Genomic DNA, 23,500 nt, shown 5'->3' with positions numbered 1-23,500 from the left:
AGTCCCCTCGTGATCTCACGCCGAATGTTCCTGACCGGCGCCGCCGCCTCGGCCGCGGCGCTCACGTACCCCGCCTGGGGCACCGCTCTGAGCCCCCGCGCCTCCGCGGCCCCCGCGACCTGCGAACTGGCCCTGGAGAACAAGTCGCTGCCGGGCACGGTGCACGCGTATGTGACCGGCCACGAGCTGGGCACCGACCGCTGGGTGCTGCTCAAGCCGGACGGCGGCGTCTACCGCCCCGATTCGCCCGGCGCCCCGCAGACGCCGCTGCCCGTCGACTGCGCGATCCCGCTCAAGGGGGCGGGCGCGGGTCCGGTCGTGCTGACCCTGCCGCAGATGTACGGGGCGCGGGTCTACTTCGTCCGCGACGACAAGCTGGACTTCTACCTCAACCCGGGCCCCTCGCTGGTGGAGCCCGCCTTCGCGACGCCCACGGACCCCAACTACGGGCGCACCTGGTCGTTCTGCGAGTTCACCTTCAACACGGAGCAGCTGTACTCCAACATCAGTTACGTGGACCTGATCACCGCCCTTCCGATCGGGATCACGCTGGAGGGCGACGGGACGCACGTGGTCGCGCCGCACCCGAAGGGAGCGGCGCAGCGGATCGCGGACGACCTCACCGCCCAGGCCGCCGCCGACGGGCAGCCGTGGGACAAGCTGATCACCCGGAGCGACGACGGCGGCGTCCTGCGGGTCGTCTCGCCGCAGAACATCATGGCCCCGTACTTCGACCGGCCCGCCGAGATGCCGTTCCGAGACCTGTTCACCGCGCAGATCGACGAGGTCTGGGAGAAGTACCGCTCCGAGGACCTGCGCATCGACCTCCAGGGCGGCCGGGGCACGCTGGCCGGCCGGGTCAGCGGGGACACCCTGACCTTCGAGGGCGGTCACACCTTCGTCAAGCCGCAGACGAAGGACATCTTCACCTGCAACCACGGCCCGTTCACCAACAACCCGGGCGACTCCGACGACAAGAAGGCGATCCTGGCCCGGCTGGCGGCGGGCTTCAACCGCTCGATCATGCTGAGTCACCCCAGCCAGCCGAACGGCACGTCGACGGCGGACTACTACAAGGGAACCGTCACCAACCACTGGTCCCGGGTGGTCCACGCGAACAGCCCGATCGGTTACGCGTTCCCCTACGACGACGTCCGCCCGGACGGCGAGCCGGACGTCTCGGGCGCGGCGCACGACGGGAACCCGCGCCGCTTCACGGTGAGCGTGGGCTCCTGACGCCCGCCCGGTAGGCATGATGTGTGCCCCCGCCCCCTGTTCCTTCGGGCGGGGGCACACCCCTGCCCGAAGGACGCCTTCGGGCCACGCCATCCGATACGCCATCAATTGACATAGCGTGTGGCGTTCTTGACTTCGTTCCGGTGCCCCGGGACCGTTCCGTATGCGAACGAACCGACTCCCCCGCCGCGTGCTCGCGGCCTTCGCCGCCGGATTCCTGCTCACGGCAGCGGCTCCGGCGCACGCCGCCCCCGCCCCACCGCCCTCCCCCGCCCCACAGGCCCCGCAGGCCCCCGGGGCGCACGGCCTGCGCGCCTTCCAGCAGAGCTACGGCCTGCCCGCGACCGGCCGGGTGGACACCGCCACCGCGCAGCTGCTCAGGTCGGCCCCGGACAGCGAGCTGCGGGTGTTCTTCGCCGCCGCGGCCGACCTCGGCCCGGAACAGCTCGCCCACGCCCGGACGGTCATCGGCGTCGGGAAAGGGGCGGAGCTTCCCGAGGAGGCCCAGGTCATCGCCCTGATGACGGCCATGCAGGAGTCGAAGTTCGTCAACTACACGTCTCCGGTCGACCACGACTCGCTCGGCGTCTTCCAGCAGCGTCCCAGCATGGGCTGGGGCACGCCGGCGCAGATCACCCATGTGCCGACCGCGTCGAAGTCCTTCTACGGGCTGCCCTCGCCGAGCGCCAATCCGGGGCTGCTCCAGATCGACGGCTGGGAGTCGATGGAGCCCGGCGAGGTGTGCCAGGCGGTCCAGCGGTCCGCGCACCCGGACCGGTACGCGCAGTGGGAGGACTTCGCCCGGGACCTGCTGGAGCAGGAGGGCCCGGACGCGGACCCGATCCCGTAGGGCCCTACGGGATCGGGTTCCATCAAGCGGTGGGGGTCGCCCCGGGGTGGGGCGACCCTTGGGCTTCCGCCGTCAGCAGCCGCCGCAGTTGTAGGACGTCACGTCCCAGTGGTGGCCCTCGTCCGCGTAGACGTTGCCGGAGCCGGACCGGTACTGGCGCGCGCCGTCGCCCCGCGTGCCGATGTAGGTGAAGGTGCCGGTGACGTAGTTGTTGAGGCAGGTGCTCTTGGAGAAGTCGAGCTTGTAGCCGTTCCAGTGGGAGTACGTGCCGCCGGCGTGCCCGGTCTCCGTACCGCCGGTGATGTTGAGCGCGCAGCCGGTGGCGCTCCTGAGGGTCTGCGCGCCCTGGGCGCTCGCCAGGTTGAGCTGGTCGAAGGACGTGCACGTGGGGACGTTCCGGTTGGAGCAGCCGCCGGAGGACGACCAGGTCACCCCGGACGAGCTGAACCGGGAGGTCGCCTGCGCGTGGGTCAGTTTGGTCACGGCGTGCGCCTCGGTGGCGCCGCCGCCGAGAGCGCCGATGCCGGGCGCGAAGAGGGCGCCGAGGACGAGGGCCAGGGCGGTGAGGACGGAGCGGAGTCGTGGACGGGTCACCATGGGGAGATTCCTCCTGCTCATGACAAATCAGGGGACGTGCGGGCACGGGGCCACGCGCGCCGGGCAGGGAGATAGTGCCCGAGTTCTACGCGCGTCCGCCAGAGGGCGCGGCCCCTCGGCCTCTGGGAGGCCTCCCGGGGGTGGCGGGCCCGGCGTCACCGCGACCGAGTGTCACGGCCGCCCGCTCCGGCCGCCCGCTCCGGCCGCCCGGACACTCGGGCGACGAGCCAGTGGATCACGTTAATGTTCCCCGATGACAGAGATACAGCAACGCCGCGACGTGGGCCCGCCCGACAGCGGCTCCGACGAGAAGGCGACGCTGCTCGCCTTCTTGGACTACGTCCGCGACGCGGTGACCTCGAAGGCGCGGGGCCTTGACGACAGGCAGGGACGTACACCCGGCGTGCCGTCGGGGACCAGCGTTCTCGGCCTGGTCAAGCACCTGACCGCGGTGGAGTCCTACTGGTTCGCCTGGGCCTTCGAGGGTGCCGATATCGAGCATCCGGACTTCGGCATGGATCTCGTCGAGACGGACAGCGCGGCCGGCCTCCTCGCCGCCTATCGCCGCGCCATCGAGCGGTCCAACGACATCATCGAGCACTGTGACGACCTGAGTCAGCCGTCTGCTCGACCGGCCGGCAAGGCGGCCGTCGTGCGATCGATGCGATGGGTGCTGATACACATGATCGAAGAGACGGCTCGCCACGCGGGTCACGCCGACATCCTCCGTGAGCAGGCCGACGGTTCCATCGGCAGGTAGTTGCCGCGCGCCACCCGAGCGGGCTCAGCTGTTCGCATCGAACCGCGAGCTTGCTCACCGTGTCTCGTCGCTACGGCACGGCGCCTCGCGGCGGTCCATGCGCGCCCGGAGGTCCACCGGCCGAGCTTCGGCGCCCGTTCACCCGACAAAGGCGGAACGAGAGGCCTCAGGGCTGCCCGGAGTGAGGGCGTACGCGGCTTCGGCGGGGTCGCGGCCGCGTTCCGGGCGCGGTCCGCGGCCCGCCTGGCCGACTGCTTCCCGGCACGCTCCCACCCACCCGCTCACAGCTTCGCCGAACCACCTCTGACCTGGTGTTTTCATGGATTCCGCATAGGCTGCGGACATCTACCGAGCACCATGGGAGGGGTCTTCGTGAGCGGGAAGAGGATGGGGTACGGCGGTGTCGGGATCGAGGCTCTGGAGGGGCGGGAAGCCGTTCGGAAGCGGCCCGGTATGTGGGTTGGCTCGACGGGCGAACGCGGGCTGCACGAGTTGGTGTTCCAGGCCGTGGGCTGGTCCGTGAACCGTGTCCTGGCCGGCCGCGAAGGCGGCTCCGTCGATGTCACGCTGACCCACGACGGCGGAGTGCGGGTCGCCGACGACGGACCTGAGGTTCCCTTCGGGGCCGACGGAGACAGCGGCGGCGGTCTCGAAGCGCTGCTGACCGGTAGGCCCGCCGCCGAACGCGGTGGTCGGCACATCGCGCACCTCAGCCCCGTCAACCGTGCGGGGCTCTTCGTGCCCAACGTTCTGTCGAGCAGGCTGACGGCCGAGGTGCGGCACGGGGGGACGCGTCGGGTCCAGGGGTACGCGCGCGGCGTCGCGGCCGCCCGGCCCGTCGCCACGGGTCCGACGGCCGGAAGCGGGACGGCCATCGCCTTCTGGCCCGACGCGGAGCTCTTCGAGACGACGCGGTGCTCGTTCGCCGTGCTGGCGGAGCGTTTCCGGCAGGTGTCCTACCTCAACCGGGGCCTGGGGATCTCGTTGACCGACGAGCGCCCGGCGGGCGGGGCCCGGGCGGTCAGCTTCCGGTTCCCGGACGGCGTGCGGGACTTCGTGGCCGCCCTCGACGCGGAGACCGGGACCTTCCTCCCTCCGGACGTCATCGGCTTCGAGTACGAGGATCCGCGGATGGCGGGGACGATGGAGGTGGCCCTGCTATGGAGCGGCTCCCATCCGGAGCACGTACGCGGCTTCACCAACAGCCGGGCCACTCGCCAGGGCGGCACGCACGTGGACGGCTTCCGGGACGGAGTGGCGGCGGCGGTCACCGCGTACGCGCGTGAACGAGGGCTGCCGGCAGGGGACAGCGCTCCCCGGGCCGACCGGATCGGCGACGGCCTCACGGCAGTCGTGTCGGTGAAACTCGACCACCCCGAATACCTCGGCGCCACACGCGAGTTGCTGGGCAACACCGAGGTGCGCGGCTGTGTCGGGGAGGCTGTCCGCGAACACCTCGGCCGATGGTTCGACGAGCAGCCGCAGCACGCCGCGCAGATCGTCGACGGGATCCTCCGGACCGGTCACCGGGACTGAACAGCCCGCCGAGCCGTGCGCGGCGGCGCGAACGGGTTCGCGTGCCTGAAGTCAGCTGAGCGCCGCAGGCGGCCTGTCCGGTCGGTGCGGCGCTCGGCCCGGCCGGTGCTCAGCCCGGCCCGTGCAGCGGATGCCCGTACCCCAGATGTTGAATTTTGAACTAGATAGGGTTACAGTCGAACTCGTTGAAGGTTGAACAACACCTTCAGCACCGCTCGATCCGTCCCCCCGTAGCGCATCCCCGAGGAGGAGCCATGGCTCTGTTCACCCGCAAGTCGACCGCCGCCCCCACCGTCACCGAGGCTCCCGCGGTGGACCCGGCGCTGGCCGCCCTGACCGGCACGTACACCATCGACCCCTCGCACAGCAGCATCGGCTTCACCGTGCGCCACGCGATGGTCACGAACGTGCGCGGCTCCTTCGGCGAGCACGAGGGCACCCTGGTGGTGGACGGCACGGACCCGGCGAACTCCTCCGCCTCCATCGACGTGAAGATCGCCAGTGTCGACACCGGCATCGCCGACCGCGACGGCCACCTGGTCAACGGCGACTTCTTCGACGCCGAGAAGTTCCCCCTGATGACGTTCCGCTCGACGAAGGCCGAGCAGCTGGGCGGCGAGGCGTACCGGATCACCGGCGACCTGACCATCAAGGACGTCACGCGCCCCCTCTCCATCGACCTGGAGTTCAACGGCTCCGCCACCGACGTCTACGGCAACGAGCGCGTCGGCTTCGAGGGCAGCGCGGACATCCTGCGCTCCGACTGGGGCCTGACCTGGAACGCGGCGCTGGAGACCGGTGGCGTGATGGTGAGCGACAAGGTGAAGCTGACCTTCGACATCTCCGCGATCAAGGCCGCCGCCCCGGCGGCCTGACGCCCCGGCGCGGCCGGACACGACCGGCCGCCGAGCGCGTCCGCCCGTTACCCAGCAGCGCCCCGCACCCGGTTCTCCCGGGGACGGGGCGCGCGGTGCGTTCGGTACTACTCCGGCCTACTCCGCGACCTTCTCCGCGAAGAGCGGGACGACCTTCTCCAGCGCGTACGAGACGGACAGGACCGAGTCCGTGGCGAACGCCTGCGAGATGTCCTGGTCGTCGAAGACGATGGCGTTGCCCGCCTTGACCGACGGGACCGCCTTGTACAGCGGGTCGCCGCTGATGTCGGTGGCCGGAATGCCGATCGGCGCCATGACCGTGAGGTCGGCGTCGAGCAGGTCCAGGTTCTCCTTGGAGACGGACACGGAGAAGCCCTCGCCGGCCTGGGCCTCCGCCTTCGGGTTGTTCTCGAAGCCGAGCCGCTCGACGAAGTCGACGCGCCCGGTGCCACCGACGTAGACACCGAAGCCCTCGGAGGTACGCGAGCCGACCGTGATGGTCTTGCCCTTGAACTCGGGGTGGGCCTTCGCGGCGGCCTCGAACTTTTTCTCGGTCTCCGCGATCAGCTTCTCGCCCTTCTCCGGTACGCCCATGGCGGCGGCGATCATCGTGGTCTGCCGCTCCCACGAGAGCTTGTACTGGTCGCCGCCCTTCGGCACGCCCACGGTCGGGGCGATCTTCTTCAGGGTGTCGTAACGCGTCTGGTCGCCACTGGACTTGGTGTCCAGGATCAGGTCCGGCTGGAGCGAGGCGATCTTCTCGAACTCCGGCTCCATCGTGCCGATCAACTCCGGCTTCTCGTCGTACATGCCCTTGGCCCACGGGCCGACGCCCTCGCCGCCGAACGGCAGCCAGTCGCTGGCCCCGACCGGCTGGCCGCCGAGCGCGAGCACGGTCTCGGCGTCGCCCCAGCCGAGCGCGACGATGCGCTTGGGCTGCTTGTCGACGGTGACCTCGCCGAACTTCGTCGCCACCTTCGCGGGGAAGGCGCCCGCGGAGGCCCCTTCGGAGGCGGAGGAGGCGGAGCTGTCGGAACCGTCCGACGAGCCACAGGCCGACAGGCCGACGAGCAGGGCGGCGACAGCGCCGGCCGCGAGGAGGGGGGTGCGGCGGGGGCGCCGGGCCCGGGGAGCGGAAGCGTTCATGCCCTTTAGGTTAGCCTCACCTAATGACAACGGTGCCATCGGGTTGACCGTCCCGGGAACGACCACCCGGGTGCCGCGTCTCAGGCGGCCGGGCCCTTCACATGGTGGCGGCCCAGCGGCACGACCATCGGGGTGGCCGACGCCGGGTCCTCGATCACCGAGCAGCGCATCCCGAAGACCTCGCCGACCAGCTCCTCCGTCACGATGTCGACCGGCCGGCCCTCCGCGACGATCCGCCCCGCCTTCATGGCGATCATGTGGTCCGCGTACCGGCAGGCCAGGTTCAGGTCGTGCAGCACGGCCACCATGGTGACGCCCTGCTCATGGTTGAGGTCGGTGAGCAGGTCCAGGACGTCCAGCTGGTGGCTGGCGTCCAGGAAGGTCGTCGGCTCGTCGAGCAGCAGGACGTCCGTGCGCTGGGCGAGCGCCATCGCGATCCACACCCGTTGACGCTGGCCACCGGACAGCTCGTCCACCGACCGGTCGGCGAGTTCGAGGACGTCCGTCGACAGCAGGGCCCGCGCGACCGCCTCGTCGTCCTCGGCGCTCCAGCGGCGGAACCAGCCCTGGTGCGGGTAGCGGCCGCGTCCGACCAGGTCGGAGACGGTGATGCCCTCGGGAGCCGTGGGGCTCTGCGGCAGGATGCCGAGCACGGCGGCGACCTCCTTGGTCGGCATCTCCTGGATGGACCGGCCGTTCAGGAGCACGGCCCCGGCGGTCGGGGCCAGCAGCCGGGCCATCGCCCGCAACAGCGTCGACTTCCCACAGGCGTTGGGGCCGACGATGACGGTGATCCGGCCGGGCGGCACCGCCACGCTCAGGCCCCGGACGATCTCGCGTTCGCCGTAGCCGAGCCGGACGTCCCGGGCTTCCAGAGTGTGATCGGCCACGAGGGGGCCACGCCTTTCGTCGTCCTGTCGGTACGCCGCCATGTCCTGCTGACACGTCGCCATGTCCTGCTGATTCGCCGCCCTGTCCCGCTGACACGTCGCCATGTCCCGCTGATACGTCGCCATGTCCCACTGATACGTCGCCACCTCAGCCCCCGCCGCCCACGCGGTTGGCGCGCGCCAGGAGCAGGAGCAGATACGGGGCGCCGATGATGCTCGTGACCACGCCCACCGGCAGCTGCACGGAGGGCAGCGCGTGCTGCGCCGCGAAGTCGGCGACCAGGACCAGCAGCGCCCCGGTCAGGGCCGCCTGCGGCAGGGCCGCGCCCCGGCCCGGGACCAGGCGGCGGGCGATCGGGGCGGCGACGAAGGCCACGAACCCGACGGGTCCGGCGGCGGCGGTCGCTACCCCGGCGAGCGCGGTCGCGCAGCCCAGCAGTGCGAGCCGCCCGCCCTCGACCTTCGCGCCGAGCCCGGCGGCGGCGTCGTCCCCGAGCTGGAGGGGGCGCAGCGCGTGGGCGGCGAGGACGGTGAGCGGGACGAGGACTCCGAGGGCGATGAGCAGCGGCCACACCTGGCTCCAGGAACGGCCGTTGAGGCTGCCCGCGAGCCAGCGGAACGCCTCCTGCGCGTCGGTGACCTCGGAGCGGGCCATCACGTACCAGACGATGCTGGACAGGCCCATGCCGACGCCGATCCCGACGAGGACCAGGCGCTGGCCGGCGATTCCCTGCCGCCAGGCGAGCAGGTAGATGGCCGCCCCGGCGACCAGGGAACCGGTGAGGGCGCTCGCGGAGAGGGCGAGCCCGCTGACCTGGAAGAGCAGGGCGGCGGTGACGGCGACCGCGCTGGCCCCGGCGCTGATGCCGATGAGGTCGGGGCTGGCGAGGGGGTTGCGCAGGACGGTCTGGAAGACGGCTCCGGAGAGGCCGAATCCCGCGCCGACGAGGATCGCGAGGAGGGCGCGGGGCAGCCGCAGTTCCAGGACGACGAACTGCGATCCGCCGTCGCCGCCGCCGAACAGGGTGGCGACGACCTTGCCGATCGGCGTCACCATGTCGCCGAAGCTGAGCGAGACGCCGAACATGACGGTCACGGCGGCCAGCAGGGCGGCGCCGACGAGGACGGAGCGCCGCAGGCTCCGGCCGCGTACGGCGGACACCTGGCGTACGGCGTCGGCGAGCCGCTCCTCGTCCGCGCGGGCGGCGTCCTCGGCGACGGGGGTCGGCCGGCTCACAGTTCCACCAGCTTCCTGCGCCGGACCAGCCAGATGAACGGGACGCAGCCGATCGCGGCCGTGATCACCCCGACCTGGACCTCTCCGGGGCGGGCGATGGTCCGGCCGACGATGTCGGCGACGAGGAGCATGACCGGGGCGAGCACCATGCTGTACGGGAGCACCCAGCGGTAGTCGGGTCCGGTGATGAGCCGGGCGGCGTGCGGTACGGCGAGCCCGACGAAGCCGATGGGCCCGGCGACGACGGTGGCCGCGCCGCAGAGGATCACCACGGCGAGGGCGGACACCATGCGGATGGTCCCGACCCGCTGGCCGAGGCCGCGGGCCAGGTCGTCGCCGAGGGAGAGGGCGTTGAGCTGCGGTCCGAGGGCCAGGGCGAGGACGACGCCGACCGCGATGAACGGCGAGACCTGCCACAGCACCTCGGAGGACCGGGCGGTCAGCGCGCCCAGCTGCCAGAACCGGAACTGGTCGTAGCTGCCCCGGTCCTGGAGGAGGATCGCGCTGGTCACCGAGGTGAGCACGGCGCTGGTCGCGGCCCCGGCGAGCGCCAGTTTCACCGGCGTGGCGCCTTCCCGCCCGAGCGATCCGACCCCGTAGACGAGGAGGGCGGCGAGCAGCGCACCGAAAAAGCCGAACCAGATGAACTGGGTGGCGGCCGTGAACCCGAGCAGGGTGATCGAGCAGACCACGGCCACGGACGCGCCCGCGTTGATGCCGAGGAGCTGGGGGTCGGCGAGGGGGTTACGGGCGACGCCCTGCATCACCGTGCCCGCGAGGCCGAGCGCGGCGCCCGCCAGCAGCCCGGCGACGGTGCGCGGGATGCGGACCTCCTGGACGATGAGCTGCCCCTTGACGGCCGTGTCCGGGTCGAGCACGCCGTCGACGACGTCCCGGAACGGCACGTCACCGGAGCCGATGGCGAGGCTGGCGACGACGGTGAGGAAGAGCACGGCGAGGGCGGCGAGCAGCCCGAGCGCGAGTACGGGCCGGCTGCGCTTGCGCCGCGTCTCCTTGCCGCCGCCCGACGGCTTCTCCTTCGCCAGGAGGGCCGGGCCGCTCACGGCCCGGCCACCGGGGCGGCCGGAATGCGGTGGTGCACTGTTCGTTCCTCAACCCTCGCTCGTCGGCGCCGGGGGCTCCCCCGGGCACGGGTGACGCCCTCGTCGGCCGGTCCACCCCGCACGGGGAACACAAGGGGGCCCAAAGTAAGGTCACCCTAACAGCGCCTGTTCGACAGCGCGCTGCCGCACTCCACGAGCTCCGGAGCACTTCCTTGTCGTACGCCGCCGCGCCCTCCGCCCCCGCCACCGGCCCGCTGGCCGGGGCCGTACCCCTGGGCTCGGCGGACGAACTGCGCGAGCTCCTGGGGACCCCGCACCCGATCGTCATCGACAAGGTCCACGACCGGCTCACCGAGGACGACCTGGACCTGCTGGCCCGCTCGCCGCTGTGCACCATGGCCACGTCGGACGCGGCCGGCAACTGCGACGCCACCCCGCGCGGCGGCGCCCCCGGCTTCACCCACGTCCTGGACCCGGGCACCATCGCCCTCCCCGACCGCCCGGGCAACCGCCGCGCGGACAGCTTCCACAACATCCTGGCCAACCCGCGCGTGGGTCTGCTCTACCTGATACCCGGCGCGATGGACGTCCTGCGCGTCAACGGCCGGGCCCACATCGTCACGGACGCCCCGTTCTTCGACGCGATGACGGTGAAGGGCCAGCGCCCGAAGCTCGCCCTGGTCGTCGAGATCGACGAGATCTTCCGCCACTGCCCGGCGTCGCTGAAGCGGTCGGGGGTGTGGGCGCCTGAGACGTGGGCGGGGGCGCCTCTCGACGGAGAGTGAGGTCCGCGGGCGCGGCCGGATGAGCCGGTTCGGCATGTCACCGTTGCCCCGTGCGTAAAGTTTTGGCAAACTCACACCCAACACCCCTGCGCGGAAAAGGGACTTGAGCGCCTCGGCGCGGGGGTGAACACCCCTGGAGCACGAGAGGAACAGCATGCGGAAGATGAAGGCCACCCGACGCGCCACCGCCGTGACCGCCGTGGTCGTCGCAGCACTGTCGGGCTTCGCCCTCACCGCCCCCACCGCCCACGCGGCTCCCAAGCTCACATGGAAGAGCGAAGGCCTCAAGGACAAGAACGACCGGCTCCTCAGGCTCTACCACGGCGTCGAGGACATCGGGACCGTGTTCTGGTCCAACGACCTCGCGCCGGGCAGCCACCTCGGCGACACGCTGTACCTGAACGATTTCGTCAGGGACGGGTACGCCATTCGCGGCCAGGTGAAGCAGGTGTCCACCGGCAAGATCGTCATCGACATCAGCACGGCGGGGAAGACGGCTCCCGCCAAGAAGCAGAAGACGAAGAACCTCAAGGAGAATGCGAAGCTCAAGGTCCGCGGATGCGTCATGAAGGGGAGCAAGAGCTACGGGTGCACGACCTGGCACAGCGCTCGCGCCTGACGCAGACGGCGACGTAGCTCCCGGCGGACGGGGCCTCGGCCGAGATCACCCGGCCCAGCGCCACACGGCGAGGGGCCCCGAGGCGAATCCCGGGGCTCCTCGCCGCCGTCGTCCGGCTACCGGCCGGCGGAGACGGGTTCGCGCCGCATCACCCACAGCACCGGCCCGCCGCCGGGCAGTGCCGCCTCGCCCAGCACGGCGAAGCCGAAGTGCTCGTAGAAGGGCAGGTTGTCCGGCTTGGAGGACTCCAGGTAGACCGGCAGTCCCGCCGCGTCCGCCTTGGCGAGCCCGGAACGCAGCAGCGCCGCCCCGTGCCCCTGGCCCCGGGCGGCCGGGTCCGCGCCGACGACCGCGAGGTACCAGTGCGGCTCCTTGGGTCCCTGCTCGGCGGCGGCCTGGACGGCCTCCCGGAACAGGGGCGCCCGGTCGCCCAGGATCTCCTCCAGCTCCGCGACGGTCTCCGCGTCGGGAACAGCCTTGTCCTGCCCTTCCGGCGCCACCCAGAACGCGGCCGCCGACCCGGTGCGCTCGCACACCCCGTGGGGGCCGTACTGCCGGGTGAAGATCGTGGTGAAGTAACGGACCAGGTCGGGCTCGCGCGAGGCCCCGCCGGGGAAGAACCACCCCATCATCGGGTCGTCGGCGAAGGCGCGGGCCAGGGTGCGGCTGATCGACGGGGCATCGTCGAGCGTGGCCGCCTGAGGCGTGTTCTTTATCGACATACAGGTCATTCTGCACCGCGATGATCTTGAGCGGTGAGGGGGGGGTGGGGTGCGGTGCCGAGAACAACGGACGTTCGGCCAGGCCTGTGCGACCATGACGGACGCCGCCGGGGCCTCCTCTCGGTGAGCGACGGTGAGCGACGGTGGGCCGCACGGGCTGAAAGCCCTGGACTCCCTGAACAGCACCCCTGCACCCCTGCACCCCTGCTCCCCGGCGGATGAAGGACGGAACATGATGGGCAAGCGCTCTGTCCTGCTGCTGGCCTGCCTGGGTGCGCTCGGTTGCCACACCGCCCTCGCCTCCCTCATGTTCCTCTGGTTCCTACCGGTGTTCGCCGACGGAATCGGGCGGGCGTCAGTAGGTGGTGGCACCTCCGTACTGATCGCCGGTGGGAGTTTCCTCTTCGGTGCGGTGGTGGCAGGGGCCAATGCTGTCGTCGCCTTCAGGGTGTTCCGCGCCGCCCGCGCCGGCCGGAACGCGGCCCGCCTTCTGCTGGTACTGGGCGCGATCCAGGTGGCCGCCACGGCCGTGGCGTTGTTCGTCGGCCTCACCCCGCTTCTTCTGACGGCGCTCCCCGCACTGCTCCTTCTCGCGCTCTGCTACGGCGTGGAGCAGCGCGCGGTCCGCGCCCGGCGGCACGGCACTCGACCGCCTCACAAGGCCTCCGCGGGGTCGGCCCACTAGGACGACGGGCGCCCGGAGCCGGACCGGCCATGGCCGACCGTGCCCGCCGAGGCTTAGCCTCCCCGCATGGATCGGCGACTGGCCGCGTACGCGGTGTGCATCGAGGACGGGCGGGTGCTGCTCGCGCTTGCCGTGGGACCGGGCGGCGAGCGGACGTGGACCCTTCCGGGCGGCGGGGTCGAGCACGCGGAGGATCCGTACGACGCGGTGATCCGGGAGGTCGCCGAGGAGACCGGTCTGGAGGCCGTCGTCGAGCGCCTGCTCGGCGTGGACTCGCGGGTGGTTCCGGCGGCCGAGCGCCGCCGGCCTGGTGCGCCCGAGCTGCAGAACATCGGTGTCTTCTACCGCGTACGCGTCACCGCCGGCCACCTGCGGCCCGAGCCGAACGGCGACACCGCCGCGTCGGTGTGGACCCCGTTGCCCGAGGTCGCCCGGCTGCACCGGTCGTCACTGGTGGACGTCGGGCTCGCCCTGGCCCGGACCCTTCCGCCCTCCGGGCACGTCGCCTCGGTCCCGGTCGGCGGCCTGATCCAGCACTGAGCGATGCCGTGTGGAGGGAGGCCGGAGCACGGTGGCGGGCCGCCGCACCTCCGCCTTGAGCGCCCCGGCCCACGGAGTGGGGGAGTAAACGGCGAAGCCCTCGCCCCGTCGGACCGACGGGGCGAGGGCCTTGCTGGACGGCCGGGCCCGCCTCAGGCCTTGCGCTGCATCGACGAGCGTGCGGGGTTGCTCTGCTCCGCCGCCTTGGGGTCCTTCTCGCCCGCCTTCGCGCGGACTCCCTGCTCGACGCGCTTGCCGAGGGTGGCGTCCACGTTCGTCCAGTACTGGAACGCCCGCTTCAGCACCGGCTCGGTCACCCCGTTCAGCAGGTGGCCGACGATGTTGTCCACCAGCCGGTCCCGCGCCGCGTCGTCCATGACCTCGCGGACCAGGGTGCCCGGCTGGCCCCAGTCGTCGTCCTCGGCGTGGTCCACGTAGGCGGCCCGGGTGATGTCGCCGTCCGCGTACCAGCTCGGCGGGGTGCCGTAGCGCTCCGTGTCGGCCGCCGGGCCGCCCTTGGAGTTCGGGGCGTAGACGGGGTCGGTGGTCTTCCGGTACGCCATCGCCCCGTCCTTGGAGTACGTGTGCACCGGGACGACGGGGGCGTTGACGGGAAGCTGCTGGTAGTTGCCGCCGATGCGGTAGCGGTGCGAGTCCGCGTAGCTGAACAGCCGGGCCAGCAGCATGCGGTCCGGGCTCGGGCCGATGCCCGGCACCAGGTTGTTCGGCTGGAAGGCCGCCTGCTCGATCTCGGCGTGGTTGTCCGTGGGGTTGCGGTTCAGCGTCATCCGGCCGACCTCGATCAGCGGGTAGTCGCCGTGCGGCCACACCTTGGTCAGGTCGAACGGGTTGAAGCGGTAGTCCTTCGCGTCCTCGTACGGCATGATCTGGACCTTCAGCGTCCAGCTCGGGAACTCCCCGTCGCGGATGTGCTCGAAGAGATCACGCGTGTGGTAGTCCGTGTCCGCGGCGGCCATCTGGTCGGCCTCGTGCTGCGTGAACGTCTCGATGCCCTGGTCGGTCTTGAAGTGGTACTTCACCCAGTACCGCTTGCCGTCGGCGTTGATCCACATGTACGTGTGCGAGGTGTAGCCGTTCATGTGGCGCCAGGTCCGCGGGATGCCCCGGTCACCCATCAGCCAGGTGACCTGGTGGGCCGACTCGGGCGAGAGGGTCCAGAAGTCCCACTGCATGTCGTGGTCGCGGAGGTTGTTGTCCGCGCGGCGCTTCTGCGACCGGATGAAGTGCTGGAACTTCATCGGGTCCTTCACGAAGAACACGGGGGTGTTGTTGCCCACCATGTCGTAGTTGCCTTCGCTGGTGTAGAACTTCACCGCGAAGCCGCGCGGGTCCCGCCAGGTGTCCGGGCTGCCCCGCTCCCCCGCGACGGTGGAGAACCTGATGACCAGGTCGGTCGTGGCGCCGGGCTGGAAGAGCGCGGCCTTCGTGTACCGGGAGACGTCCGCGGTCACCTCGAACGTGCCGAAGGCGCCGCTTCCCTTGGCGTGCGGCTGGCGTTCGGGGATGCGTTCGCGGTTGAACTGGGCCATCTGCTCGATCAGGTACGAGTCCTGGAGCAGGACCGGCCCGCCGGGGCCGACGGTGAGCGAATGCTCGTCGCTCTCCACCGGGGCGCCGGAGTCGGAGGTGGTCGGCTTGCGAGAGGTGTCGGTCATGTCGTCGTTTCCTCTTGTTTGTCTTCCGCAGACGTGTCGGCGATGGCTCCTACTACGGCTGCCCTACTGACCCTCTGCCAATGTAGGCAAACCCGGACGAATTGACTCGTCGAGGAATCGCTCCCGACGGTCCTCCGTACCGCGTCAACGCGATCGCTGTCCCGCGACCAGCCGGTAGACGAGCAGGACGATCACGGAGCCGACGACGGCGGCGATCCACGTCGACAGGCTGAAGAATCCGTCGATCGAGTCGACGCCGAAGATCACCTTGCCCAGCCAGCCGCCGAGCAGCCCGCCCACGATGCCGATGACGATCGTGACGAGGCAGCCCCCGGGGTCCTTGCCGGGCGTCAGCGCCTTGGCGATGAGCCCCGCGAACAGGCCGATGAGGATCCAGGCGATGATGCCCACGGTGATCTCCCTTTACGTTGCCGACGCCCGGCCACCCGCGTGGTGCCGGACCCTCCGCGTATCCCCTCGACCGGAACTCACACATCCACCGCGGCCCGCCCATCACCCAGCTCCGTCATTGGCCTGCCCTCGTTACGCCGGACGGGCAGGGGTGTGGATCGAGGCGGGTGCCCGCACCGACGGAGGCGGATCGACTGAGTACGTTCCCTCCCCTCTCTGAGTACGGCACCGCCTCCGCCGAACCGACCGAACCGTGCGAGCCTTCACCCGTCGGAGCCGGGGCGCTCCGATCACCCGATCTCGGGTGATGGGGTGAGACAGGGACGGGGACGGAGCCATGGATCTGTTCGATGGGGAGCTGGGCGGGCGCGACGAGCCGGCGGGGGGACCCGGGGGCAGTTGTTCCTGGGGCACCGCCGTGATCCTCGGCATTCTGGTGCTGCTGGCGGTGTTGGTGCATACGTTCTTCGGGTGGGCGCGGGACCTCCTCGGGGCCGTGTTCTCGTAACCGCATCCCGCCTGCAACGGCGTCCCGTCCCGTCCGTGCGGCGGCATCCCGTCCTCGCAAAGGCACCCCGCCCTCGCGACGACGTCCGCTCAGCCGCGACGACGTCCGCTCAGCCGCGCCGCCGCGCCTCCACCGCGTCACGGGTGTCCTCGGCGATCAGGTCGCCGTTGATCGCCGATGCCGCCATGAGGCCGGCCGCGGCGGCGCCGATGACCTGTTCGGTGAGGCGGGTGACGTTGCCCGCCGCCCAGACCCCGGGGGCCTCGGTCGCGCCGGTCGGGTCGGTCGGGATGTACGCGCCGATCACCTCGCCGCCCATCTCCTGCGCGACCGGGACCAGCCCCAGCGATTCCAGTACGGCCGAACGCGCGACGAAGCGCGCCTGGACCACCAGCGCCTCGCGCGGGATCACCCGGCCGCCGGCCAGCCGTACGCCGGTGAACCGGTCGTCCGCGACCTCCAGGCCCGTCACCTCGCCGTCCACCACGGCCACTCCCCGGGCCGCCAGCTCCTCGTACTCCTCGCCCGTCGGCTCCGGGCCCGTGTGGCGGAAGAGGGTGACGTCCTCGCTCCACTGCCGCCACATCAGCGCCTGGTGCACGGCGAGGGCCCCGGTGGCGAGCACGCCGATCGGACGGTCCGCCACCTCGTGGCCGTGGCAGTACGGGCAGTGCAGCACCTCGCGCCCCCAGCGCTCCGCCAGGCCCGGCACGGGCGGCAGCTCGTCGACGAGCCCCGTCGTCACCAGCAGCCTGCGCGCCTCGACGCTCCGGCCGTCCTCCGTGGCCACCCGGAAACCCCGCTCCCCCGGCAGCCGCTCTGCCGAGGCCACCCGGCCCTCGACGATCTCCGCCCCGTACCCGGCGGCCTCGCCCCGGCCGATCGCCAGCAACTCGCCGGGCGGGGTCGACTCGCGGCCCAGGTAGTTGTGCACGTGGGACGCGGGCGCGTTACGGGGCTCACCCGCGTCGATCACCAGGACCGAGCGCCGGGCCCGCGCCAGGGCCAGCGCCCCGCTCAGGCCGGCGGCCCCGCCGCCCACGATCACCACGTCGTACCGCTGCTGCTTCATGTCGTCACTCCTGCTCTCCATGCGGACCACCTCCGGTTGATGGAGATAGTGCGCGCAACCAAGCCGAAACGACAAACATCATTGCCGAAACGGCAAGTCAGGAGAGATCGAACTCGCACCACACGATCTTGCCGGGGTTCCGCTCCCCCACTCCCCATTTGTCCGCCAGCGCCGCGACCAGCAGCAGCCCACGCCCGCCCTCGTCGTCGGCTCCCGGCGGCTCGTCCGCCGGGCACACCGCGCCGTCACCACTGTCGTGCAGCTCGACGCGGAGCGCGTTCTCGATCCGCTCCAAGTAGATGTGGACCTTGAAGCCACGCCCCGGCGGGACGCCGTGACGCAGGGCATTGGTCGCCAGCTCGGTTACGCAGAGCAGCACATCATCCATACGCTTTTCGCACTCCCACTCGATCAGCGCCTTACGGGCGAACTTGCGTACGACCGGGATCGACCTGCGCTCACGGCAGTAGAAGGCGGCGCGGTAGTAGGGGAGTTGAGTTGTCTCGTTCATGCTTCCACGCTCACACGCTGTTACTAGGCTTCAGCAGAGCCGAGAGACGTACAAAAGGTTTTGTACGGGTTCTGACGGGTTGACAGCGGGACCAGAACGGGGAGAGCCAGGTCATGCAACCGGGAAAGCAGAGCGGCATCAGGCGAGTTACTTCGTGGCAGCTGGTAGGGGCGCAGTTGCGCCACTTCCGCAAACTCGCCGGGCTGACACAGGCCGCCCTCGCCGAGCAGGCCGGGGTGGGCGAGGACACGATCGCCTCAATCGAGCAGGGGCGACGGGCCCTTCAGTTGGACCTGGCCATCCAGCTCGATGAACTACTGGATACCAAGGGCACGTTGCGGGTCGCGGTGGAGAAGATCCCGCGTAAGGAGCGCTACCAGGCGCTGGTGAAGGACTTCGTACAGTACGAGCAGAACGCGTTGAGCCTGCTCTGGTACGAGCCCCAACTCGTTCCGGGACTCCTTCAGACCGAGGCGTATGCGCGCTTCGTCTTCGACTGCAACTACCCACCTCTCGAAGAGGACGAGATCGAGAAGCGGGTCGCGGAGCGCCTCGGCCGCCAGAGAATCCTGGAGCGCAGGCCCCGGCCGCTTCTCCACTTCATCCTGGAGGAGAGCATCCTGCACGCCGAGCTGGACGACCCCGAAATGATGCTGGAGCAGCTTCTCCACCTGCGAAGCTGCATGGATCTGCCGTTCGTCAGCATCCAGATCATGCCTCGGAGGACCCCTCGGCACGCTGCGCTCGCGGGCCCTCTCGTTCTGCTGGAGACTCCCGACCACGACCAGCTCGCCTACATCAGCGGCCAGCTGCGCGCAGAGCTGTACGACGAGCCAGCTGACGTCAGCGCTCTTATGCAGCGGTATGGGATGCTGCGTTCCCAGGCGCTCACCGTCGAGGAGAGCGCCCGGCTACTGGACGCACTGCTTGCCGCACTGCTTGGAGAGACATGTCCCGCGCAGCACAACCGACCCCTGGCCACACTGCCCTCCACTGGTTCAAGTCCAGCTACAGCGACGGTGACGGGGGCGCATGCATTGAGGTCGCCTATCACTGGTTCAAGTCCAGCCACAGCACCGGTGACGGCGGAGCCTGCGTCGAAGTCGCCGCCCACCCCTCCGCCGTCCACGTCCGCGACTCCAAGGTGACCGACGGCCCCGTCCTCACCGTCGAGCCCGCCGCCTGGAGCGCCTTCGTCCACGGCAGCGCGGCCGCCTGAGCCGTACCCGTACCCGTGCCCGAAAAGAACCCGCCCCGCCCCGGCCGCCAACACGGCCGGGGGCGGGGCGGTTCCCGTCTGTGCGCGGCGGGATCAGTAACGCACCCACAGCTCGTACACACTCGGCTTGGCCGCGAACGGCTTGCAGATGAACAGGGGGCTCCAGATGTGGTTGGCGGCGCCGGCCGCCCCGGCGGCCTGGCAGGCCGCCTGCGACTCGTAGTGGCCACGGATCGTGTAGCCCGAGCCCACCGCGGAGGCGGTGGAGGCCGTGCCGAGGGCCATCGCAGCCGCCGCCACAGCAGTGACCGCGATGGTGGTGATACGTCTACGCATGTCGGTAACTCCGTTTCCAGTCAACGCACATGACCGTGCGTCAGTGAATGGGTAGAGCCGAGCCGATCAGCGCGCGCCGCCAGGGAAAAGCTAGCGAGCGGAGCCCCGCCACACAATAGGTCTGGACCAATAAGGCATCGCATATGCCCCATGGCCGTAAACCTCTGCCGTGCCGCCTATTTCGTGCGGCTCGCTCAGCCCCCGGAGGTCCGCTCCACCGGGATCCACAGCTCCGCCTCCGCCCGATTCCCCTCCTCCGTCAGCCGCACCCGCAGGATTTCCGGGCCGGGCCGGGAGGCGTACGGGTTCGACGGGAACCACTGGGTGAACACATCCCGCCAGAGGTACTGGAGGGCCACCGGGAACTCACCCTCGCTCTCGAAGACGGCCCAGGTCCCTGCCGGCACGGCCAGGATGTCCAAGTCCTCCGGAGGCTCCGCGCTGCTCACCGCCCCGTGGTAGTAGTCGAGTTCGGTGCCCTCCGCGCGGCTCGGGTCGAGCTGGTCGCTCACCCCGACGATGCCCGCCGGCTCCTGGTCGGAGAGGGCCGCGATGCGGTCCAGCTCCTCCCGGCCGATCCCCCGGATGAACTCCGCGATGGCCGGATTCGGCCCCTCGTGGATGAGCGGGACGCGGGCCTTCCTGCCCACCACCCGGAATGCGTCCTTCTCTACCAGCTTGTACTGCATGGCCGTACTCCCTTCGACGACGAGCCGGAAGGTCAGCCGTTGCTGGGACCGCAGAACCGCGCCGCTTCGCCGGGCCTCGCCGGGGCCGATGCCGTGCACGGCCCGGAAGGCGCGGGCGAAGCCCTCCCCCGTGTCGTAGCCGTACCGCACCGCCACGTCCAGCAGCGTCCGGTCGGGGGCGCCGAGCACCTCGGCCCCCGCGACCGTCATGCGGCGGCAACGGATGTACTCCGACAGCGGGAGGCCCGCTAGCGCGGAGAACATCCGGCGGAAGTGGTACTCCGACGTCATCGCGATACGCGCGAGCTCCGCCGCCTCGATGGGCTCACCGAGGTGTGCCTCGATGTGTTCCATCGCGTCGTTCAGCCGTTCCAGCAACCGCTGACTCCTTCCCTTGCTCGTCCACCGTAGGAAGGGGCCATCCTGCCGGACCCGACCGTCCATGCCCGGATCGGTCGGGGCGGTAAGGCCGGTCGGGTCCGGCGCAGGGCTACTTCCCGGGCTTCGCCATCAGCTCCACCAGGGCCGAACAGCTGTCCGCGCCGTGACCCGCCTCCACGCCCCGCCGGAACAGGTCGACGACGGCGGCCGGGATGACCGTGTCGACGCCCGCGTCGGCGCTGGTGTGCAGGACGTGCTCGGCGCTCGCCAGCCCCATGGCCAGGCGGTCGACGTCACCCAGGTGGACTCCTGCGTCGATGCGCTCGGCGTAGAAGGCGAAGGTCTCCGAGAGCGAGTTCGCCGTTTCCGCGGTGCTGGGCAGGATGTCGGCCGCTGTCAGACCGTTCGCGCGGGCAAGGGCGATCGCCTGCCAGAAACTCAGCAGCGAGGTCCAGAACACGGCCATGCCGATCTGGTAGTGGAGCGCGGCGAGCCCCGGGTCCTCGCCCTTGTGGTCGACCCGGCCCGTCAGCGCTTCGAGCACCGGCCGGTGCCGGTCGAACGCCTCGCGCGGCCCGCTGTAGAAGGCGTACGACTCGGGCTGCCCGATCCCCGTTGGTGACGCGTTGAGGCCGCCGGTGAGCTGTACGGCGCCGCGCCCGGCCGCCCAGCGCGCTCCTGCGCGGGCCTCCTCCGGCGTGGCGGAGGTGAGGTTGATCAGGATCCGGCCGTCCAGGGCCTGCGTCGCGGGCTCCAGCACGGCGTTGACCGCCCCGTAATCCGTGAGGCTGATGATGACCACCTCGTTCGCCGCGACGGCGTCGGCGGGGCTCTGCGCGAGGGTCGCTCCTCGGGCCACCAGGTCGTCCGCGCGGGAGGCGGTGCGGTTCCAGACGGTGACCGCGAAGCCGCGGTCGAGCAGGGCCGCGGCCATCGCCCGGCCCATGGGGCCCAGCCCGATGACGGTGACCGCGTTCTGTGCGCTGTTCATTGCCTGCCTCCGACAAGTCGGTCAGGGCAGAGAGCCAGATCCCTCTCCCCGACTAAAACGATCGCTCTATCCAGAGCATGTCGAGAAGCTAGCACAGCCCTAGAACGAACGCTCTACTTAGTGCCCGCTACAGTGACGGCATGCAGACCAGCACCCGGGACCGGATCGTCGTGGCGACCGCGCGCCTCCTCCAGCGGCAGGGCTACGTCGGCACCGGCATCAAGCAGATCGCCGCGGAGTCACAGGCCACGCTCGGCTCGATCTACCACTTCTTCCCGGGCGGCAAGGAGGCCGTCGCGGTCGCCGCGATCCGGTACAGCGCGCAGGAGTTCGCGACACTCCTGAAGGAAGCCCTGGACAGCGAGCCCGACCCGGCGGAGGCGGTGATCTCCTGCACCCGCCAGTTGGCCGCCGGGCTCAAGGAGTCGGGCTGGGTCGACGGCTGCCCGGTGACGGCTTCGGCCTTGGAAACGCTCGGGACCGACTCGGAGCTCCAGCGAGTCTGCGCCGACGCGCTGAACGGCTGGGAGCTAGTCGTCCGCGACAAGTTGCTGGGCCGCGGATTCCCGGCGGAGGACGCCCGCGAGCTGGCGACCACTGTCATCAGCGCCATGGAGGGCGCCGAGGTCACCGCCCAGGTCAACCGGAGCGAGGAGCCCCTCCTGGCGGCGGGCCGGCAGCTGGCCCGCCTCGTGAGGTCGTACGGGGTCGAGTCGACGCACCCAGCCGCTTAGGCCTGACCAGGGCAGCCGACCGTCTCCTCGGTCCAGGTCGGACGGGTCGGACATGTCGAGCACGAAGCGGTAGCGGACGTCGTTTCGCCGGAGGCGGTCGAGTGCCGTCTCCACCTGTGACGACGGGAGGACCTCGACGTCGGCGGCGATGCCGTTGTCGGCGCAGAACTGGAGCATCTCGGCTGTCGCCCGGCGCCCTCCGCTCCCCGCTCCCCGCGGAGCTCCTTCCCACCGTGGAAGGGGTCCTTACCGCCGGAGAAGAAGCCCTGTTCGCGGAGTTCCGGCTCTACGCCAGCCGCCGCGACCCCTTGAGGCCGATCGAGCGATCTCCGCGGAGTTGCCATGGTCACGGCCGACGAGCGAGGGTGGCCGGGTGACCTTGCTCCTGACGCGTTCCGTGATCACCGAACTGCTCGACTCCGACACCGTGATGGCCGGACTGCGCGCGGGCTTCCTCGCAGCCGATCAGGACGTTCGGCCGTTGCGGGTACGGACGGATCTTCCCCGGCCGGGCACGGCGACTCTCTCCGGAGCGGGCACGGCGACAGCGCTGCTGCCCGGAGCGATCGACGGGATTCCGGCCTACACGGTGAAGGTCAACGCGAAGTTCCCCGACGCGACTCCCGCGCTGCGCGGGCTGGTCTGTCTGCACGACCTGGCGGACGGAGAACTGCTGGCCGTGCTCGACTCGGCGACGGTCACGGCCTGGCGCACCGGGCTGGCCGCGGCTCTGGCGACGCACGCACTCGCCGCCGACCACGCGGGATCGGTGAGCGTCGTCGGTGCGGGCGCCCAGGCCCGGATGGTGCTGCGGGGTCTCGACCGACTACGTGAGCTGACCAGGCTGACCGTGTGCGACACCGACCCCGCACGGGCGGCCGCGTTCGCCGCGGAGCACGAACGCCTTCTGGGTATCCCGGTCGAGACGGCTGCCGAACCTCGGCGCGCCGCTGCACGCGGGGACATCGTCGTCCTGGCGACGTGGTCACGCAGCCCGCTGCTCGACGCCTCCGATCTGCGCCCCGGCATGCACGTGACCACGCTCGGCGCCGATGAACCCGGGAAGGTCGAACTCGCCGCCGACGCACTGCGACACGCCCTGACCGTGGTCGACGACCTCGAACTCGCCGTCGCCATGGGGGCTCTCGGCAACAGCGGGCTGGGCGCGGACGCCGCGCACGCCTCGCTCGGGCAGGTGCTCCGCGGTGAGCGGGCCGGTCGCGAGAGCAGCGACCAGACCACGGTCTACGCCCCCGTCGGTCTGCCCTGGCAGGACCTGGCTCTGGCCTGGCCCGTCTACCGGGCCGCCGCCGGAGCGGGCGCCTGCCCGCAGGTCGACTTCCTGGCCTGACCGGGGGCTTACGTTTTCTGGCCCGACCGGGGCTCACCGTCCCCCGGGCGCCATCGGCGGAGTGCCGGGAGCGGGAAAG

Annotated in this window: 26 protein-coding genes and 2 pseudogenes; 14 read left to right on the top strand and 14 right to left on the bottom strand. The window is 70.8% G+C overall.

Annotated elements, in window-relative coordinates; genetic code table 11:
- Positions 1-24 precede the first annotated feature (24 nt).
- Positions 25-1,236 carry a glycoside hydrolase family 64 protein gene (locus tag D581_RS0126070; protein ID WP_018960130.1) on the top strand — a complete coding sequence of 404 codons (1,212 nt, stop codon included), beginning with the start codon at positions 25-27 and terminating at the stop codon, positions 1,234-1,236.
- A 163-nt stretch (positions 1,237-1,399) separates the two neighbouring features.
- A complete protein-coding gene (locus tag D581_RS0126065) occupies positions 1,400-2,086 on the top strand; it encodes a peptidoglycan-binding domain-containing protein (RefSeq protein WP_026290916.1) in 687 nt (228 codons plus the stop codon).
- Positions 2,087-2,158: 72 nt separating this feature from the next.
- Here the strand turns inward: D581_RS0126065 and D581_RS0126060 are convergent, their stop codons facing one another.
- Positions 2,159-2,683 (bottom strand): hypothetical protein, encoded by a 525-nt coding sequence (locus D581_RS0126060; protein WP_018960128.1) that lies wholly within the window; start codon positions 2,681-2,683, stop codon positions 2,159-2,161.
- Between the two features lie 253 nt (positions 2,684-2,936).
- On the opposite strand from D581_RS0126060, the gene D581_RS0126055 reads away from it, so the two are divergent.
- The 3 genes from D581_RS0126055 to D581_RS0126045 all read left to right on the top strand — a co-directional run bounded on the left by D581_RS0126055 (position 2,937) and on the right by D581_RS0126045 (position 5,854).
- Positions 2,937-3,443 carry a DinB family protein gene (locus D581_RS0126055; protein ID WP_020679244.1) on the top strand — a complete coding sequence of 169 codons (507 nt, stop codon included), beginning with the start codon at positions 2,937-2,939 and terminating at the stop codon, positions 3,441-3,443.
- Between the two features lie 372 nt (positions 3,444-3,815).
- Positions 3,816-4,979, top strand: a complete 1,164-nt coding sequence (locus D581_RS0126050) for a DNA gyrase subunit B (RefSeq protein ID WP_469220400.1) — start codon at positions 3,816-3,818, stop codon at positions 4,977-4,979.
- A gap of 254 nt (positions 4,980-5,233) precedes the next feature.
- Positions 5,234-5,854, top strand: coding sequence for a YceI family protein (locus tag D581_RS0126045; RefSeq protein ID WP_018960125.1), 621 nt, complete (start codon positions 5,234-5,236; stop codon positions 5,852-5,854).
- Positions 5,855-5,971: 117 nt separating this feature from the next.
- On the opposite strand, the gene D581_RS0126040 is transcribed toward D581_RS0126045, so the two are convergent.
- The 4 genes from D581_RS0126040 to D581_RS0126025 form a co-directional block, all read right to left on the bottom strand.
- Positions 5,972-7,000 carry an iron-siderophore ABC transporter substrate-binding protein gene (locus D581_RS0126040; RefSeq protein WP_018960124.1) on the bottom strand — a complete coding sequence of 343 codons (1,029 nt, stop codon included), beginning with the start codon at positions 6,998-7,000 and terminating at the stop codon, positions 5,972-5,974.
- A gap of 80 nt (positions 7,001-7,080) precedes the next feature.
- Positions 7,081-7,932 carry an ABC transporter ATP-binding protein gene (locus D581_RS0126035; protein ID WP_018960123.1) on the bottom strand — a complete coding sequence of 284 codons (852 nt, stop codon included), beginning with the start codon at positions 7,930-7,932 and terminating at the stop codon, positions 7,081-7,083.
- A gap of 106 nt (positions 7,933-8,038) precedes the next feature.
- Positions 8,039-9,127, bottom strand: coding sequence for an iron chelate uptake ABC transporter family permease subunit (locus D581_RS0126030; RefSeq protein WP_018960122.1), 1,089 nt, complete (start codon positions 9,125-9,127; stop codon positions 8,039-8,041).
- Positions 9,124-10,191, bottom strand: a complete 1,068-nt coding sequence (locus D581_RS0126025; protein ID WP_018960121.1) for an iron ABC transporter permease — start codon at positions 10,189-10,191, stop codon at positions 9,124-9,126. Before D581_RS0126025 ends, D581_RS0126030 begins: the two co-directional genes overlap by 4 nt.
- Positions 10,192-10,403: 212 nt before the next feature.
- Here D581_RS0126025 and D581_RS0126020 point away from each other — a divergent pair, with 212 nt between their 5' ends.
- Entirely contained in the window at positions 10,404-10,976 is a 573-nt protein-coding gene (locus D581_RS0126020; protein ID WP_018960120.1) for an MSMEG_1061 family FMN-dependent PPOX-type flavoprotein, read from the top strand.
- A gap of 163 nt (positions 10,977-11,139) precedes the next feature.
- On the top strand, positions 11,140-11,595 hold the full coding sequence (locus D581_RS0126015) for a hypothetical protein (protein ID WP_486585883.1): 456 nt from the start codon (positions 11,140-11,142) through the stop codon (positions 11,593-11,595).
- A gap of 116 nt (positions 11,596-11,711) precedes the next feature.
- On the opposite strand, the gene D581_RS0126010 is transcribed toward D581_RS0126015, so the two are convergent.
- On the bottom strand, positions 11,712-12,326 hold the full coding sequence (locus D581_RS0126010) for a GNAT family N-acetyltransferase (RefSeq protein WP_026290915.1): 615 nt from the start codon (positions 12,324-12,326) through the stop codon (positions 11,712-11,714).
- Positions 12,327-12,552: 226 nt separating this feature from the next.
- Between D581_RS0126010 and D581_RS0126005 the strand changes: the two genes are divergently transcribed.
- Together D581_RS0126005 and D581_RS0126000 are read left to right on the top strand one after the other, a co-directional pair.
- Positions 12,553-13,002, top strand: coding sequence for a hypothetical protein (locus tag D581_RS0126005; RefSeq protein ID WP_158688638.1), 450 nt, complete (start codon positions 12,553-12,555; stop codon positions 13,000-13,002).
- A gap of 66 nt (positions 13,003-13,068) precedes the next feature.
- Positions 13,069-13,542 carry an NUDIX hydrolase gene (locus tag D581_RS0126000; RefSeq protein WP_018960116.1) on the top strand — a complete coding sequence of 158 codons (474 nt, stop codon included), beginning with the start codon at positions 13,069-13,071 and terminating at the stop codon, positions 13,540-13,542.
- Between the two features lie 152 nt (positions 13,543-13,694).
- Here D581_RS0126000 and D581_RS0125995 read toward each other — a convergent pair whose 3' ends face one another.
- Positions 13,695-15,218 carry a catalase gene (locus D581_RS0125995; RefSeq protein ID WP_018960115.1) on the bottom strand — a complete coding sequence of 508 codons (1,524 nt, stop codon included), beginning with the start codon at positions 15,216-15,218 and terminating at the stop codon, positions 13,695-13,697.
- Between the two features lie 144 nt (positions 15,219-15,362).
- The gene (locus D581_RS0125990) at positions 15,363-15,629 is read right to left on the bottom strand and encodes a GlsB/YeaQ/YmgE family stress response membrane protein (protein WP_018960114.1); all 267 of its coding nucleotides are present in this window, start codon (positions 15,627-15,629) and stop codon (positions 15,363-15,365) included.
- 337 nt (positions 15,630-15,966) lie between these two features.
- Here D581_RS0125990 and D581_RS1000000141710 point away from each other — a divergent pair, with 337 nt between their 5' ends.
- Positions 15,967-16,137, top strand: coding sequence for a hypothetical protein (locus tag D581_RS1000000141710; protein ID WP_018960113.1), 171 nt, complete (start codon positions 15,967-15,969; stop codon positions 16,135-16,137).
- A 109-nt stretch (positions 16,138-16,246) separates the two neighbouring features.
- Here the strand turns inward: D581_RS1000000141710 and D581_RS0125980 are convergent, their stop codons facing one another.
- Positions 16,247-17,230 (bottom strand): NAD(P)/FAD-dependent oxidoreductase, encoded by a 984-nt coding sequence (locus tag D581_RS0125980; RefSeq protein WP_032753026.1) that lies wholly within the window; start codon positions 17,228-17,230, stop codon positions 16,247-16,249.
- Between the two features lie 76 nt (positions 17,231-17,306).
- Complete coding sequence (locus tag D581_RS0125975; RefSeq protein WP_018960111.1) at positions 17,307-17,720, bottom strand: ATP-binding protein; 414 nt, start codon at positions 17,718-17,720, stop codon at positions 17,307-17,309.
- A 113-nt stretch (positions 17,721-17,833) separates the two neighbouring features.
- On the opposite strand from D581_RS0125975, the pseudogene D581_RS0125970 reads away from it, so the two are divergent.
- Both D581_RS0125970 and D581_RS1000000142275 read left to right on the top strand, forming a co-directional pair.
- A pseudogene (locus D581_RS0125970) lies at positions 17,834-18,580 on the top strand (helix-turn-helix domain-containing protein); the annotation flags it as partial.
- Positions 18,581-18,669: 89 nt separating this feature from the next.
- Entirely contained in the window at positions 18,670-18,939 is a 270-nt protein-coding gene (locus D581_RS1000000142275; RefSeq protein WP_078625929.1) for a DUF397 domain-containing protein, read from the top strand.
- A 93-nt stretch (positions 18,940-19,032) separates the two neighbouring features.
- Here the strand turns inward: D581_RS1000000142275 and D581_RS0125965 are convergent, their stop codons facing one another.
- The 3 genes from D581_RS0125965 to D581_RS0125955 form a co-directional block, all read right to left on the bottom strand.
- Positions 19,033-19,275, bottom strand: coding sequence for a hypothetical protein (locus tag D581_RS0125965; RefSeq protein WP_018960109.1), 243 nt, complete (start codon positions 19,273-19,275; stop codon positions 19,033-19,035).
- A 194-nt stretch (positions 19,276-19,469) separates the two neighbouring features.
- Positions 19,470-20,342 carry an AraC family transcriptional regulator gene (locus tag D581_RS0125960; RefSeq protein ID WP_018960108.1) on the bottom strand — a complete coding sequence of 291 codons (873 nt, stop codon included), beginning with the start codon at positions 20,340-20,342 and terminating at the stop codon, positions 19,470-19,472.
- A 112-nt stretch (positions 20,343-20,454) separates the two neighbouring features.
- Entirely contained in the window at positions 20,455-21,336 is an 882-nt protein-coding gene (locus tag D581_RS0125955) for an NAD(P)-dependent oxidoreductase (protein ID WP_018960107.1), read from the bottom strand.
- Between the two features lie 140 nt (positions 21,337-21,476).
- Between D581_RS0125955 and D581_RS0125950 the strand changes: the two genes are divergently transcribed.
- Positions 21,477-22,070, top strand: a complete 594-nt coding sequence (locus tag D581_RS0125950; RefSeq protein WP_018960106.1) for a TetR/AcrR family transcriptional regulator — start codon at positions 21,477-21,479, stop codon at positions 22,068-22,070.
- Between the two features lie 45 nt (positions 22,071-22,115).
- Here the strand turns inward: D581_RS0125950 and D581_RS1000000142270 are convergent.
- Positions 22,116-22,280, bottom strand: a pseudogene (locus tag D581_RS1000000142270) (NAD(P)-dependent alcohol dehydrogenase); the annotation flags it as partial.
- Between the two features lie 163 nt (positions 22,281-22,443).
- Here D581_RS1000000142270 and D581_RS0125945 point away from each other — a divergent pair.
- Positions 22,444-23,421, top strand: a complete 978-nt coding sequence (locus D581_RS0125945) for an ornithine cyclodeaminase family protein (protein WP_018960105.1) — start codon at positions 22,444-22,446, stop codon at positions 23,419-23,421.
- Positions 23,422-23,500: the final 79 nt, after the last annotated feature.

The sequence above is a fragment of the Streptomyces sp. CNB091 genome (assembly GCF_000377965.1).
This window is presented reverse-complemented; position numbering and strand designations above follow the sequence as displayed.

Bases quoted from the DNA above. Each gene is read 5' to 3' on its own strand.
- D581_RS0125980 (WP_032753026.1), bottom strand. From the start codon at position 17,230: ATGGAGAGCAGGAGTGACGACATGAAGCAGCAGCGGTACGACGTGGTG.
- D581_RS0126000 (WP_018960116.1), top strand. From the start codon at position 13,069: ATGGATCGGCGACTGGCCGCGTACGCGGTGTGCATCGAGGACGGGCGG.
- D581_RS1000000142275 (WP_078625929.1), top strand. From the start codon at position 18,670: ATGTCCCGCGCAGCACAACCGACCCCTGGCCACACTGCCCTCCACTGG.
- D581_RS0125975 (WP_018960111.1), bottom strand. From the start codon at position 17,720: ATGAACGAGACAACTCAACTCCCCTACTACCGCGCCGCCTTCTACTGC.
- D581_RS1000000141710 (WP_018960113.1), top strand. From the start codon at position 15,967: ATGGATCTGTTCGATGGGGAGCTGGGCGGGCGCGACGAGCCGGCGGGG.
- D581_RS0125950 (WP_018960106.1), top strand. From the start codon at position 21,477: ATGCAGACCAGCACCCGGGACCGGATCGTCGTGGCGACCGCGCGCCTC.
- D581_RS0126060 (WP_018960128.1), bottom strand. From the start codon at position 2,683: ATGGTGACCCGTCCACGACTCCGCTCCGTCCTCACCGCCCTGGCCCTC.
- D581_RS0125955 (WP_018960107.1), bottom strand. From the start codon at position 21,336: ATGAACAGCGCACAGAACGCGGTCACCGTCATCGGGCTGGGCCCCATG.
- D581_RS0126005 (WP_158688638.1), top strand. From the start codon at position 12,553: ATGGGCAAGCGCTCTGTCCTGCTGCTGGCCTGCCTGGGTGCGCTCGGT.
- D581_RS0125995 (WP_018960115.1), bottom strand. From the start codon at position 15,218: ATGACCGACACCTCTCGCAAGCCGACCACCTCCGACTCCGGCGCCCCG.
- D581_RS0126015 (WP_486585883.1), top strand. From the start codon at position 11,140: ATGAAGGCCACCCGACGCGCCACCGCCGTGACCGCCGTGGTCGTCGCA.
- D581_RS0126065 (WP_026290916.1), top strand. From the start codon at position 1,400: ATGCGAACGAACCGACTCCCCCGCCGCGTGCTCGCGGCCTTCGCCGCC.
- D581_RS0126045 (WP_018960125.1), top strand. From the start codon at position 5,234: ATGGCTCTGTTCACCCGCAAGTCGACCGCCGCCCCCACCGTCACCGAG.
- D581_RS0125965 (WP_018960109.1), bottom strand. From the start codon at position 19,275: ATGCGTAGACGTATCACCACCATCGCGGTCACTGCTGTGGCGGCGGCT.
- D581_RS0126070 (WP_018960130.1), top strand. From the start codon at position 25: ATGTTCCTGACCGGCGCCGCCGCCTCGGCCGCGGCGCTCACGTACCCC.
- D581_RS0126010 (WP_026290915.1), bottom strand. From the start codon at position 12,326: ATGACCTGTATGTCGATAAAGAACACGCCTCAGGCGGCCACGCTCGAC.
- D581_RS0126055 (WP_020679244.1), top strand. From the start codon at position 2,937: ATGACAGAGATACAGCAACGCCGCGACGTGGGCCCGCCCGACAGCGGC.
- D581_RS0126035 (WP_018960123.1), bottom strand. From the start codon at position 7,932: ATGGCGGCGTACCGACAGGACGACGAAAGGCGTGGCCCCCTCGTGGCC.
- D581_RS0126040 (WP_018960124.1), bottom strand. From the start codon at position 7,000: ATGAACGCTTCCGCTCCCCGGGCCCGGCGCCCCCGCCGCACCCCCCTC.